Source organism: Carnobacterium sp. (assembly GCF_032094055.1).
Classification (GTDB): Bacteria; Bacillota; Bacilli; order Lactobacillales; family Carnobacteriaceae; genus Carnobacterium_A.
Window position 1 is genome coordinate 26387 of record NZ_DAMDAK010000013.1, and the last position, 13798, is coordinate 40184.

Consider the following 13798-nt stretch of genomic DNA (forward strand, 5'->3'; position numbering starts at 1 on the left):
TTGTTCCTGGTCCAATGCCGCGTTTAGGAGTGTTGACTACCCGTTCAAAGCTCATATTGTCTTCAGGATTGGCAATCAACCGCAAATAAGCTAATACATCGCGTATTTCTTTTCGGTCATAGAATTTATGTCCGCCGACCATTTTATAAGGAATATTTGATTTCAATAAGCTTTCTTCTATGACACGTGATTGAGCGTTGGTTCGATACAATACAGCAAAATCGCCATAATTGTAGTTATTTGTTTTCATTTCTTCTAACATTTTAGAAACGACATAACGGGATTCATCGCCTTCTGATTGACCACGGTAGTACGTTATTTTTTCGCCGTCATCATTGTCGGTCCATAATTTTTTGACTTTCCGTTTAGTGTTGTTGGCAATGACATCATTCGCAGCTTTTAAAATAAATTTTGTCGAACGATAATTTTGTTCTAGCATAACCACTTTGGCATCGGGATAATCATTTTCAAAATCTAAGATGTTATTCATATTGGCTCCACGCCAACCGTAAATACTTTGATCGGCATCTCCCACAACACACAAGTTTTTAAACCGTTTAGCCATCATATTGACCAATGTGTATTGGGCCGTATTGGTATCTTGGTACTCATCTACATGAATATAGTGGAATTTATTTTGATAATAATGCAAAGTTTCTTCACTTTCTTCAAATAACCGGATCGTCAGCATGATCAAATCATCAAAATCAACAGACTGATTGCGGCGTAATTCACGTTGGTAATCGTCGTAACAATCAGCCACGATTTTTTCAAAAAAACTATTGGCTGTTTTCCGGTAGTCTTCTGCAGTCATCAGTTCATTCTTAGCATTGCTGATCTCAGACAGAATCGCCCGAGGATTGTATTTTTTAGGATCAATATTTCGTTCTTTTAAAATTCGTTTCATCAATGTTTGCTGGTCTCCTGGATCGCTGATCGTAAAAGCCCGATTGTATCCAATCCGATCAATATCGCGGCGCAGCATTCGCACACACATGGAGTGAAAAGTAGAAACCCATACATCATCTCCACCGGCTTCCATTAAGCGTCCAACCCGTTCTTTCATTTCTTTAGCGGCTTTATTCGTAAATGTGATTGCTAAAATATTCCAAGGATTTACCCCTTTTTCTTTAATTAAATAAGCAATGCGGTGCGTTAAAACACGCGTCTTTCCACTACCTGCTCCTGCCATAATTAAAAGAGGACCCTCCGTATAGGCAACGGCTTCTTTTTGATCTGGATTCATTCCGTCTAATAACTTGTTTTGTACTGCCAAAGCTTGTCCATCCTCTCTTTATATCAAACCCTATATTAACTATTCTTTCTGCTTTTTGCTCTTTCCCATTCTATCAAATAGGTTTAAACTTTTGCATAAGTTTTCATGTGCCATTTTACCATAGATTTGCTCAAAGCGAGAAGCTTATGAAAAGATTCAAATGAGAAAAGCGGGACCAGCCCGCTCTGACTCGAAAGAAATTTAGGAAATCGTGCCCTGAATGAGCATCGTAGAGCGCAATGGGTACGATTTATCTAATTTCCAAGAGGCAGGCTTGATCCGCTAGACATCGAATGTAGAAAACTTATAATACCCTACTCTATGAAAAATCCAAGCTCTTACCTTTTCTAAACAAAAAACTGAGACAAGAACGCCGAAACGGTTCTTGTCTCAAAAATAACTTTTTTCGGTTGCCGGTTTGTTTCCTTTAATCGCTATAGTTGTGAATAATACTGAGCGACAACTGATTGATTAAAATGCGGATCTCCTTACGAGCTAAAGCATATTCGCCTACTTTTACGTATTCTGTTATTTTTCCATAATGGTGTGACCGAATATCTCGGTTTTTACGCATGATTGCGCGGTACATTGGATTGCTTTGAATTTGCAATTCACGAACCGTATCCATCACAGCTGAAACAGAATAGTGATTTTTGCTAAAAGACAACAGCTCATAAATAAACTGTGTTTCTAATTGAAGAAATTCTTTTTCGGTTTTGTTACTGCTTTTTTTTAATTCGACTACTGTTTTTTCCATCTTTTGTTCATTGATGGTGATTTCTTTGATTTGTAAGTAATGCAGGTAATGAACCAGAATCAACTCAATAAATTCCAACCGTTCTTGCACTCCACGTGAATCGATAGCTTGTTCTTTAATTTTTGCGCCTTTATAAGGTTCAATTTCCAAATACCCTTCTTCTTGTAGGCGTTGGAAAGCTTGACGAATTGGGGTTCGGCTGATCTTTAATTCTTTCGACAAGTTTTGTTCTGTAATATGAGTTTGCGGCAGCCATTGTCTAGCATCGATTTGTTCTTTTATGTAGTAATAAGCTGTCTTTTCTAAATTTTTCGGTTTTGGCATATCTTTTTTTCACCTGCTGTAAATTAATTTTACTCTTTGCTGTCTGACTAGAAAGATAGCCTACCCATCCGCCAGCCCCATTGATTATACGACCTTTAGTTTCTTTTTCCAACTATTTTTTCTGTTAGCAAGAACCTCTTGCGCTAAATCCATCAGCTCTCTTTTTTCTGCCGTTTTTGGTTATCTTCTTTCTTTAGCTTTTATCTGCAGTATTTTTCTTTCTGGCAGAGGCCATTCGCTGACAAATGCAGCCCCTAAAATAAAGATACCGCCAACTAGTTGTGTAAGCGACATTTTTTCATTTAAAAGCAAAGCAGAAATGAAAACAGCTGAAATCGGATCAATGTAGCTTAAAATCGCGACCGTCTGCCCTTTTAAGTCCTGCATAGCAGAAAAATAAAAAGTATAACCTATCCCTGTATGCACTATCCCTAAAATCAAAAGATACGGGAGTGAATGGTTTGGAATACGGAACAATTCGCTGCCTTCAGTCAACATTACATATGGCAACAAAACTGCTGAAGCAACAGCTAATTGAATCACTGTACTTTCTAATCCTGATAGACCTTTTAAGAATTTGTTCAACAGAATCAAACTGGCGTAAAAAGCCGCTGCACCAATGCCGTATAAAATACCTAGTGGATGATTGTATCCCCCGCTGATGACTGGGCTTTTTCCTACAATCAAATACATGCCGACTAAAGCTAGCAAGATACAACCCACTTTCACCGCGGTTAACTTTTCTTTCAATACAATGGGAGAAACAAGCAGCACAAAAAGTGGAGCAAAATAGTAGCTTAATGTCGCATTTGACAGTGTTGTATAGCGATAGGATTCAAATAACAAAATCCAATTCAAACCAATCGCTGTTCCTGAAAAAAAGAGAATCTTGGCATTCTGTTGGAGGCTGTTCCATGAGATCTTATCTTTTTTGCTGATCAGCACAATCATTAAAAACAGGCTGCCTAACAAGCCACGGTAAAAAGCGATTCCGCTTGAGGCTAAAGGAATTTGTTTGACGAACAAGCCGACTGTTCCAAATATCAGCATCGCTAAGATCACTTGCACTTTTGCTTTTTTCATTTAGCCATCCTCCTTGTCTGCATTCTATTTATATAGTAAGAGAGATGGTATAGGGACCTTATCGGTTTCCTATACCATCTGTATGGTGTTTTTTTAATGACAGAGAAATACCGGTCAGAATGCTGCGCATCCTGTTCTTAATTCCTATTTTTGAATCGAAACTCCCATGCGGCACTTCGCATCCTGTTTTATAGTCCGACTCGGTTGAAGATTTCGTCGACGTTTTTCAAATGGTAGTTGTAGTCAAATGCATCATCCAGTTCTTCTAATGTCAAATGAGACATAATTTCGCTGTCTCCTTCTATTAAATCACGGAATGGAATATGACTTTCCCATGAAATAGCTGTTTTCGGTTGAACTAAATCATAAGCTTTTTCGCGGCTTAGTCCTTTATCAATCAATTTCAGCAGTACGCGTTGACTATAAATCAAACCGTAAGTGGCATCCATATTGTGTTTCATATTTTCAGGAAAAACAGTTAAATTTTTCATGATATTTCCAAAACGATTTAAGATATAATCTAATAAAATCGTTGTATCGGGAAAAATAATCCGTTCTGCTGAAGAATGAGAAATATCGCGCTCATGCCATAAAACAACGTTATCGTATGCCGTGATCATGTGTCCTCTAATTACACGAGCTAATCCAGTAACGTTTTCAGAACCAATCGGATTGCGTTTGTGCGGCATAGCGGAAGAACCCTTTTGGCCTTTGGCAAAGTATTCTTCTACTTCACGCGTTTCTGACTTTTGCAACCCACGGATTTCTGTGGCGAATTTTTCAATGCTGGTAGCAATCAACGCCAATGTCGCCATATATTCTGCATGCAAATCACGCGGCAAGACTTGCGTAGAGATCTCTTGCGGACGAGTGCCAAGTTTTTCACAGACATACTTTTCAACAGCAGTCGGAATATTAGCGAACGTACCTACTGCTCCACTGATTTTGCCAGCTTCTACGCCTGCTGCTGCATGTTCAAACCGTTCGATATTGCGTTTCATCTCAGAATACCAAAGCGCCAACTTCAACCCAAATGTTGTCGGTTCAGCATGAACTCCATGTGTCCGCCCCATCATCACGGTATATTTATACTCTTTTGCTTTTTCGCCCAAAATTTCTAAAAAGTTTGTCAAGTCTTGTCGCAGTACAGCATTCACTTGTTTTAGTTGGTATCCATAAGCTGTATCAACCACATCCGTACTCGTTAAACCATAATGGATCCATTTTCGTTCTTCACCAAGTGTTTCAGAAACTGCTCGAGTGAACGCCACTACATCATGACGCGTTTCTTTTTCGATTTCCGCAATACGCTGAACATCAAAGCTGGCATGTTCACGTATTTTCTGAACATCTTCTTTAGGAATATCTCCTAATTCTGCCCAAGCTTCAACAGCTAGTATTTCTACTTCCAGCCAAGTATTGTAGCGGTTTTCATCCGTCCAAATTTTTTCCATTTCTGGTCTAGTATACCGTTCGATCATTAGTCATGCTCCTATCCCCAAATACCTGTATCATTGATATTGGCTAGTGTTTTTTCTATATTTTCTGACAAAATCGTAATGTGGCCCATTTGGCTTCCAGTGACAGGTTCTTCTTTACCATAATAATGGAAATGCCAATCAGGTTTTAGCTGAATCTGCATTTCAGAACCTCTCATATGCTCACCAAAAATGGAGACGGTCACAGCTGGCGAAAGCAATGTAACTTCAGGCAAAGGCCAGCCGCAAATCGCTCGGATATGCGCTTCAAATTGTGACATAGAACAAGCTTCCAAACTATAGTTTCCAGAACTATGAGGCCGTGGAGCCAACTTATTGACATATAAAGCGCCGGATGGTGTTAAAAACATATCGATGCCTAATGTTCCTACTAAATTCAACTGCTCAGCAATTGACTTACTGATTCTTTCTACTTCCTCGGTTACTTCTATTGGAACCCGAGCTGGGACGATCGTTTCATGAAGCTTGTTTTGACGGTGAATGGTTTCAGCTACTGGAAAAGTAGCAATTTTTCCGGCTTCATCGCGAACGATCACAATCGATAATTCTCGTTCAAATGGAATCCATGCTTCAAGCACACACGTACCGAACTGCAATAATTCGCCACATCCTGCTATGTCTTCTTCATCATAAAGAACACGTTGTCCTTTGTCATCGCCTTCTGTCCCCCTGATCGTCTTCAAGATACAAGGAAAGCCAATTGAACTAACTGATTCTTTGATATCTTCCAGACTGATAATAGTGGCATAAGGAGATGAATTGATATTGTTCATTTCTAAGTACGCTTTTTCTAATAAACGATCTTGTGTAATCGACAAGAGTTCGCTTCCTTGAGGAACAGCGACCGTTTTTTTCAATCGGTCCACTCTATCTGCATCTACATTTTCGAACTCATAAGTCAGTACATCACTTTTCATGGCTAAATCCATCAATGCTTCTTGGTTATCGTATTTAGCTACAATGTGCCAGTCGGCTATTTGAGCAGTTGGACAATTTTTTTCGGGATCTAACACTCCGACATGATACCCCATTTGCTTAGCTGCCAAGGCCAACATGCGTCCTAATTGACCGCCACCAATAATACCAATAGTTTTTCCAGGAACGATTAAATTAGGCAAACTCATCACTACTTTCTACTACAATTTGATTTAACAGGTTATTTCTGTAATCTTAGTTTATCAGTTATCCTGTTATCTGTCATGGACAACCTTGCTGAAATTCACTGAGTTGAACCAATGACCTTATATTTTTCCGCGTTTCTTCAGCGCCATTCTTCTTGTTTTCACTTTTTTAGTCCAAAAACCACCGCTGATGAATTTAGGTTCATAAGAGATAACAAAAGCTTTCGGTTCTATTTCGCTGATTTGTTTGTATAATTTTCGTTCTGATTTTCGCGTAGTTAAAACTTCTAACACTAAACGATCGCCTTCTCTTCCGAGCGCAAGACTAGTCGTTACACCGTAACCCAATTCCCGTAAACGTTCTGAAATATCGCTTTTAGTATCGGGTACAATCGTCGTAACCATTATGTGGCCTAGCGCTAAGTATTCTTCAATTTGGATTCCAACAGCTATCCCGACCCCATAGCCTAATGCATAAGCAGCAATGTTCCAAAAGTTATCTAATCGATCGAGAACCAATCCTAGCCCAACTACATAAATCGTAATCTCGACCATAGACACAAAAGGAGCAATCAGTCGGTAGCCTTTCATGGTCAGCATAAATCGAATCGTATTCAGTGCAACATAAGCTAAATTAATAAGAAAAATAAGTGCCAGGAATTTTACATCTACATCCATTTTCTAAAAACGCCCCTAACGATACTATCTTTATTTTACTGCCATTTAAGACTAACAAATTATTTTTAAATAGCAAGAAAAAATGTCTGCTTGCTTGTTCTTTTTTTAATTTGGAATTTTGATACCAAGTCATAAAAAACTGCTGAAACTTATTTTTTATCATCATTCCATTTTATCTACCGTTCAAAGAATTCTATTTCACATTCCATTAGTAAAAATGTGGAATCAAATTCCTTCATAAAGTATTCAACATGTTCTCGCCTAATATATGGATGGAGTGTGAGAGTTCTTATGTTACTTAAAAGGGATTTGCCTAGTATATCCTTATATTTATTTGTCTGATATGTTCCGTATGACGTGTTTGCCTAACATATCCTGTTTTTTCACTACTCTATATGATCCTATGATGGCTTTTTCTGCCATACGCCTACCTTTTTCTCCTTCATTCGGAACTTTTCGGCCACAGCCGAAAAGCACAACTTGATCTATTGAACTAATATTGAATTAATTATATTAAAAAAATACTACGACCAGCTGATGCATTGGCCGTAGTTACGTGTCTATCGATTAAATTGCTTTTTGTAATTCTGTTGGTGTTTTTTCTGTTTGAGGTGCTGTTGTCGTTACGACTATCCCATTTCCAGTAAAAGTTTGGACTGTAGCTGGTAAGTGAGCAAATAATTCTGGCACAACGGTCACTCCTAATCCCAATCCAAGCGACAAAGCTACGATCATCAAGTTGCCCTCTTTGTTTAGATCGACACGACCCAACATTTTGATTCCTTGAGTAGCTACCATTCCGAATAAGATCACCATAGCTCCTCCTAAAACAGGTTCTGGAATAATGGTTGCGAAAGCACCAATCTTTGGCATCAAACCTAATAACATTAGAAATCCTGCTGCAAAATAAATGGGTTTGCGTGTGCGGATGCCGGACATTTGGACTAGTCCCACATTTTGAGAGAAAGCAGTATAAGGGAAAGTGTTAAAAATTCCGCCTAGAATAATCGCTAACCCTTCTGCACGATACCCTCTTTTTAAATCTTGCTCTTCAATTTTTTGTTTAGTCACGTCACCTAATGCGAAATAGACGCCTGTTGATTCGACCATACTGACAATTGAAATTAGGATCATCGTCAAAATCGAAGACCATTCGAAAACCGGTGTTCCAAAGTAGAAAGGACGCGGTATATGGAACCATGAAGCTTCAACAACAGGAGCCAAACTCACCATTCCCATAATTGCTGCAACAGCTGTCCCTGCAATCAATCCAATAATAATAGCCAACGAACGGATAAACCCTTTAGCAAACAATTGAATACATAAGATAATCGCTACAGTCAGAAAAGCTAAAAACAAAGCCTTGCCTGATCCAAAATCAGCAGCCGTTTTTGAACCGCCGCCCATTTTTTCAATTCCTACTGGGATCAATGTCAGACCAATTACGGTAATCACTGTTCCAGTTACAACAGGAGGGAAAAAACGTTTGATTTTAGAAAATAAACCGGCAATCAATAGCATAAAGATTCCTGAAGCAATAATAGCGCCATACATGACTCCGATTCCATCAGATGAACCAATCAAAATCAAGGGCGACACAGCTTGCATAGCACAGCCCAATACAACAGGCAGTCCAATACCAAAATAACGGTTAACAAATAGTTGCAGTAATGTGGCTACTCCGCACATAAATATATCAATGGATACCAAGTAAGTCATTTGTTCTGAATTGAAGCCGATTGCTCCCCCGATCAATAAGGGAACTAACACCGCGCCGGCATACATGGCTAATACGTGCTGCAATCCTAAAGCTGCTGCTTTTCCATTTGTCAACATATTAGTTATTCCCCTTTTCTTCGACGAATTTAACGATTCCATCTTCAAAAGCACGAATACGCGCTAAAGAATAAATGTCAAAACCTTGTTCTTCAAGTTCTTGTCGTCCTCTTTGAAAAGATTTCTCAATCACGATTCCGATGCCTGAAATGGTTGCACTCGCTTGTTGGCAGATATCAATCAGCCCTTTAGCAGCTTGTCCGTTAGCTAAAAAGTCATCGATCAAAAGGACGGTATCTGTTTCATCCAAATAGTTTTTAGAAATGGAGATAGTATTTGTTGTGTTTTTCGTATAAGAATGCACAGTGGAAGAATATAAATTATCAGTCAAAGTTAAACTTTTATGTTTACGGGCAAAAACAACTGGCACGCCTAATGCCAATCCGGCAAAAACTGCAGGGGCAATTCCTGATGTTTCAACGGTTAGGATTTTGGTAATTCCTTTATCAGCGAAATAAGCGGCAATTTCATTTCCCATCGCTTGCATTAAAACAGGATCTATTTGATGGTTCAAAAAGTTGTCTACTTTTAAAACATCTGCTCCTAGGACAACGCCGTCTTTCAAAATACGTTCTTCTAATAATTTCATTTCATCCAACCTTTCTTTTTTTAACAACTATAAAAATCCCAACATGAAAAGTAAAAGAAAAAGCCTCTTTTTCTCTGCTTAAAGGTTCTTAAGCAAAGAAAAAAAGGCCACTGAATCTGATTGGATTCAACTTGTTTTATTTTCTTTACTTATAGTCCAGTATTTACGGTACTGGGTAGAGACTTGCCATCCATATTTTGGCATTATATAAGTTAATGTACGTTGAATATACGCTTTTTAGCTCTTACCGTCAATAGTTTTCTTTATTTCTCATCTAATTCTTACTGAATATGAACTTTAATTCGAAATAAAATTGTAATATTCGCTTTTAACAAAAAACTTGACGAGTAATGAAGTTTCCATCACTCATCAAGTTCAATTGGTTATACAAGAATTCCCTCTTCTGCTTCTTCAACTCGGTCTACAAATAGATTCACTAGTCTCGAGCCTTCAATTGCATTTGCCGTAAATACATAGTCCGCATAATGAACAATAGCTTGTTCTTCTGCGTTTGGAATGCTGCCATATTGCATAATAAAAAATCCAGCAATAGAGTCTACATCGTTTGATTCTATTTTTGTTTTAAAGAACTCATTGAATTTAGATAAAGGTGTAGAACCATCAACTAAATAACGTACTTCAGAGAGCGGTTCAATCATTTTATATGTTTCGTCGTATTCGTCATCAATGTCTCCAACGATTTCTTCTAATAAATCTTCTAGAGTGGCTATTCCAACTACTCCTCCATATTCATCATTTAAAATCGCCATCTGATTACGTGTTCGTTTTAACTCATAGAGCAAATCATCCATAAAAATAGTTTCCGGCACATATAGAGGCGGATTCAAGACGTCTTTGATGTCAATATCATCCAGACTTGTCGTTCTGGAAGCTTTCAATAGATTCTTTACATGGACTATCCCGATAATATTATCCTTGTCCCCTACATAAACGGGTACACGGGAATAGGTACAGTCCAATAATAAAGGGATATTTTCTTCATTCCCATCTTCGTAATCAATCATGTAGGTATCAGTCCGGGGCACCATGATTTCTCTGGCCATCTTTGTATCCATTGACAGGACACCTTTTAACATTGTAAATTGCTCAACATCAATAGCTCCATTTTTTTGACTGCTTTCCAAGTATGAACGAAATTCATCACGCGTCATTTTTTCTTCTTTTTTAGAAAAATCAATTGGCGTTAGTTTCTTCAAGGCACTTGTAGAAAAAGAAAGCAATTTAACAAATGGTATAGCTAATGTCTGAACAATTTTAATAGGTCCAGCAGTGAAACGAGCCACTTCTTCGGCTTTTTGCAAAGCGATTTGTTTAGGATACAATTCACCAAATACAAGAGTAATATAAGACAAGACAACAGTTACTATGACAATTGCCAATTGTTTGCCTCCTGGTATGCTGACCAAGAACGGTTCCAGCAATGAAGCAAAACTAGTAGCGGCTGAAGCACTTGAAATAAATCCTGCTAAGGTAATAGCTACTTGAATAGTAGCTAAAAAGTTATCTGGATTTGCCAATAAGTTTAAAACATTAACGGCCTTTTTATCTCCTAATGCTGCTTTTTCTCTTAATTTCCCTTGATTTAGAGATACAAATGCCATTTCTGCGGATGCAAAGAAAGCATTGACTCCGGTTAAAACAATAATGAGTATAATCTGTCCTACCATCGACTGACTGTCGGGGTCTGAATTCATAAAGCGTGGTCTCCTCCTAAATTTTACATTTTTCGATTAGGAAAAACATACCATAATTTTTAGTCCATAGCAACAACTTTTTTTATTTTAATAAGCTTTCCATTTGCTCCAAGACGGGCTTCATCGTAGTGACTACATCTCCGCTCGATTTCCCTTCAATCATTGCTACCATTAGATAGCTATTATTTTCAGCATCAAAGGTTAGCAAGAACCCATTTGTTGCTGCTTCTTCATCTGCATTTTCAGCGTCTTGTGTTTCCGCGGTACCCGTTTTGGCAGCTAATTTTTGATTAATCGAAGCTAAGCTATGTGCTGATCCTTCTGGATTTTCTACTACTTGTATCAAATCATTTTTAATAGTCGTTGCGGCGTCTGCTGTAATCGCCATTTTAGGTTCTGCGACTTCTTGATCTGAGGTTAATTTAGGGTAAATCAGTTTCCCGTCATTTACAAAAGGTGTATAGGAAACAGCTTGTTGAATAGGACTCATCAATAGTTGCCCTTGGCCATAAGCCGTGTCGGCCAATAATGATTCACTATCTAACTTGCCGTCATTTGAAATTTGGGCTTCATTCATCGCAATTGGTAGTTTTAAATCTTCGCCAAAGATAAATTTGGATAGCCCTTCTTCATATTTCTTTTGACCTATTTCTAAAGCTTCTTGAGCAAAATAAATATTGTCTGAATGGACGTAAGCTGATTCCAAATTTACTTCTGGAGTATCCGCTACACGTACGATAAAATGATCGCCCCAAGAACTATCTTTTTGCCATTTTAACCCGTTGATTTTATGGGTCTTCTCTGGCGTCGTAACTCCCGAATCCAATCCAATAGCTCCAGTGATCGTTTTAAAAGTTGAACCCGGAGCATAGCCGGCTGCATACCGCGCTAAAAATGGACTATTTTTGTCGTCCGCATATTTTTGGTAGTCTTTTGAACTAATCCCGGCTGTCATTAAGTTCGCATCATAAGAAGGTGTGCTGACTAAGGCCAATAAGCTGCCATCTGTAGGATCCATCAACACTGCTGAGCCTTGCTCTCCATTCAATTGATCATACGCCGCTTTTTGCAGATCAGCATTGATCGTTAAAGTGATGTCTTCTCCGTTTTCAACGTCTGTTTCTTGCAGTACTTTTTTCAATGTATCTGTTTCATCATTGATAACGATTCGTCCGCCTTTTTGGCCGCTCAATCGGTCATTGAACGTTGCTTCTAAACCAGATTTCCCAATCACATCGCCTGTTTGCAGTGTCGGATTTTTTTCTATATCTTCTGCTGTTGCTTCGCCGACATATCCGATCAAGTGAGCAGCTGCTTCATTTAAGGGATAAGTGCGCATTGTTTTCTCTTGGTAAAGAACCCCGGGAACCTCTGGCGTTTCACCGTCATTCACCACTTTAAACGGTACAAAACTATCTGCCGTCACCCAGTCTGCTGCAAGTACTTTTTCTAATTGTTCAACAGACACATCGAAAGTGTCGCTGATTTTTTTCAAGTTGGTTTCTTTTTCGTTTCCTTCACCTAAAGCAGCAGGATGTATTCCAGCATCCCAGCCTTTGCCTTCAGTAGCCAAAGGCGAACCATCAACTGCTAAGATATCGCCTCTTTCGCCAACTGTAGAGGTCAAACTAATTTTGTCGTTTGGTTCTAAGTCAGGAAAGATCAATTGTGTCGTCCAATCGATTTGATAATCGCCATCGACTTTGTTCATTGTAGTGGAATAGGATTGTTTGTCCAATTTTCCTAATGACGTTTCCATTTCTATATCATAAGAGATAGCGTATTGTTGTTTTTCTTTAGTTGGATCAACTTGTACATTGCTGACTTTCAACTTTCCTACTCCTACTCCGCCATACACGGTTTCGTATCGTTTTGTCATTGTATCTTTGGTATAACCAATATCTTTTAAGGATTTTTCTGAAACGACTTTGCTCATTGCTGAGTAATCTTGTTTTTTCAAAGCCGTTATATAGGTGTCTATGGTCGTTTGAGCCGCTTTTTCATCCCGTGCTTTTGACCAGTAATAATAACCAGCCCCTCCTCCGATCACAACTAAGGTGATCAGTAACACGATAAGGATTTTACCGCCGAACGGGCTTTTTTTCTTTTGATTCCGTGAAGTAGATTTCACAAATTCTCCTCCTTAGAGTAATAGCCTGAAACCAACTAAAATGAAGGTTTAATTGCTAAATTTTTCTTCCTATGCTTTTTCTAAAATTACTAGCGTCTATCCCGGTCACTCTGCATCCTTTTCTGACTGAGCTGGATGAGAGCGCTCCGCATCTTGTTCTAGTTGAGCTGTGTGACCCAGACACTTGGCAATTTAGATGATTTTCAGCAATGCGCGGGATGCTCTTGCTGGTAAATCCCTAAAATTACGGTGTGTCTACCCGAGTCACTCCGCATCCTGTTCTTCTTCGTAGGCATCTTCTTCTTGGTGTCGGTATTTTTTCATCTTTTTACTGAATAGTTGCCCATTGCTTGGCGGTGTATACGTAATGGCATTGGCTCCAGCTTCAATTGTTTCAATAATACTTTCTACTGTCGGTCCGCCTGTTGCTATAATTGGCAACTCAGGATAATTTTTACGAACTTCACGGACAATATGAGCTGTATTTGCTGCTCCGCTGATATTTAAAATATCGACACCCGCATCTAATTTTTCTTGAATATCTGTAAATTCCGAAACAACTGTCCAAATAATGGGAACATCAACTACTTCGTTCACTTCTTTAATGGTATCCAATGGAGTCGGTGCGTTTAATACGACGCCTATACAACCGTGTGCTTCTGCAAATAAGGCAATGTTAGATGAACGATGCCCATGCGTTAGACCGCCACCGACACCAGCTAAAACGGGCATACTTGCCACAGTTGTGATGCCGTTGATAATAGCTGGATGAGGCGTAAAAGGATAAAC

Annotated in this window: 11 protein-coding genes and 1 riboswitch; all 11 genes read right to left on the reverse strand. The window is 38.8% G+C overall.

Going from position 1 to position 13798, the window contains the following annotated elements:
• A partial coding sequence (locus RT405_RS03515; protein ID WP_313467597.1) for a UvrD-helicase domain-containing protein occupies positions 1 to 1276 on the reverse strand: 1276 nt, incomplete at its 3' end.
• A 427-nt stretch (positions 1277 to 1703) separates the two neighbouring features.
• A complete protein-coding gene (locus tag RT405_RS03520) occupies positions 1704 to 2357 on the reverse strand; it encodes a GntR family transcriptional regulator (protein WP_313467599.1) in 654 nt (217 codons plus the stop codon).
• 180 nt (positions 2358 to 2537) lie between these two features.
• Positions 2538 to 3440 carry a DMT family transporter gene (locus RT405_RS03525; RefSeq protein WP_313467601.1) on the reverse strand — a complete coding sequence of 301 codons (903 nt, stop codon included), beginning with the start codon at positions 3438 to 3440 and terminating at the stop codon, positions 2538 to 2540.
• A gap of 188 nt (positions 3441 to 3628) precedes the next feature.
• Positions 3629 to 4921, reverse strand: a complete 1293-nt coding sequence (gene purB / locus RT405_RS03530; protein WP_313467603.1) for an adenylosuccinate lyase — start codon at positions 4919 to 4921, stop codon at positions 3629 to 3631.
• Between the two features lie 11 nt (positions 4922 to 4932).
• Positions 4933 to 6063, reverse strand: a complete 1131-nt coding sequence (gene purK, locus RT405_RS03535; RefSeq protein WP_313467605.1) for a 5-(carboxyamino)imidazole ribonucleotide synthase — start codon at positions 6061 to 6063, stop codon at positions 4933 to 4935.
• 117 nt (positions 6064 to 6180) lie between these two features.
• Positions 6181 to 6738, reverse strand: coding sequence for a DUF2179 domain-containing protein (locus RT405_RS03540; RefSeq protein WP_035032517.1), 558 nt, complete (start codon positions 6736 to 6738; stop codon positions 6181 to 6183).
• A gap of 567 nt (positions 6739 to 7305) precedes the next feature.
• Entirely contained in the window at positions 7306 to 8574 is a 1269-nt protein-coding gene (locus tag RT405_RS03545; protein WP_313467607.1) for a nucleobase:cation symporter-2 family protein, read from the reverse strand.
• 1 nt (position 8575) lies between these two features.
• The gene (locus tag RT405_RS03550) at positions 8576 to 9163 is read right to left on the reverse strand and encodes a xanthine phosphoribosyltransferase (RefSeq protein ID WP_313467609.1); all 588 of its coding nucleotides are present in this window, start codon (positions 9161 to 9163) and stop codon (positions 8576 to 8578) included.
• 132 nt (positions 9164 to 9295) lie between these two features.
• Positions 9296 to 9394, reverse strand: a riboswitch (purine riboswitch).
• Positions 9395 to 9546: 152 nt separating this feature from the next.
• Positions 9547 to 10878 carry a hemolysin family protein gene (locus RT405_RS03555; RefSeq protein WP_313467610.1) on the reverse strand — a complete coding sequence of 444 codons (1332 nt, stop codon included), beginning with the start codon at positions 10876 to 10878 and terminating at the stop codon, positions 9547 to 9549.
• An 82-nt stretch (positions 10879 to 10960) separates the two neighbouring features.
• Positions 10961 to 13009 carry a penicillin-binding transpeptidase domain-containing protein gene (locus RT405_RS03560; RefSeq protein WP_313467612.1) on the reverse strand — a complete coding sequence of 683 codons (2049 nt, stop codon included), beginning with the start codon at positions 13007 to 13009 and terminating at the stop codon, positions 10961 to 10963.
• A 264-nt stretch (positions 13010 to 13273) separates the two neighbouring features.
• Positions 13274 to 13798 (reverse strand): hydrolase (locus tag RT405_RS03565; RefSeq protein ID WP_313467614.1); only part of this gene is annotated, 525 nt, incomplete at its 5' end.

Excerpts from the sequence above, each read along its gene's own strand:
- RT405_RS03520 (WP_313467599.1), bottom strand. The coding sequence starts at position 2,357 with ATGCCAAAACCGAAAAATTTAGAAAAGACAGCTTATTACTACATAAAA.
- RT405_RS03525 (WP_313467601.1), bottom strand. The coding sequence starts at position 3,440 with ATGAAAAAAGCAAAAGTGCAAGTGATCTTAGCGATGCTGATATTTGGA.
- purB (WP_313467603.1), bottom strand. The coding sequence starts at position 4,921 with ATGATCGAACGGTATACTAGACCAGAAATGGAAAAAATTTGGACGGAT.
- purK (WP_313467605.1), bottom strand. The coding sequence starts at position 6,063 with ATGAGTTTGCCTAATTTAATCGTTCCTGGAAAAACTATTGGTATTATT.
- RT405_RS03540 (WP_035032517.1), bottom strand. The coding sequence starts at position 6,738 with ATGGATGTAGATGTAAAATTCCTGGCACTTATTTTTCTTATTAATTTA.
- RT405_RS03545 (WP_313467607.1), bottom strand. The coding sequence starts at position 8,574 with ATGTTGACAAATGGAAAAGCAGCAGCTTTAGGATTGCAGCACGTATTA.
- RT405_RS03550 (WP_313467609.1), bottom strand. The coding sequence starts at position 9,163 with ATGAAATTATTAGAAGAACGTATTTTGAAAGACGGCGTTGTCCTAGGA.
- RT405_RS03555 (WP_313467610.1), bottom strand. The coding sequence starts at position 10,878 with ATGAATTCAGACCCCGACAGTCAGTCGATGGTAGGACAGATTATACTC.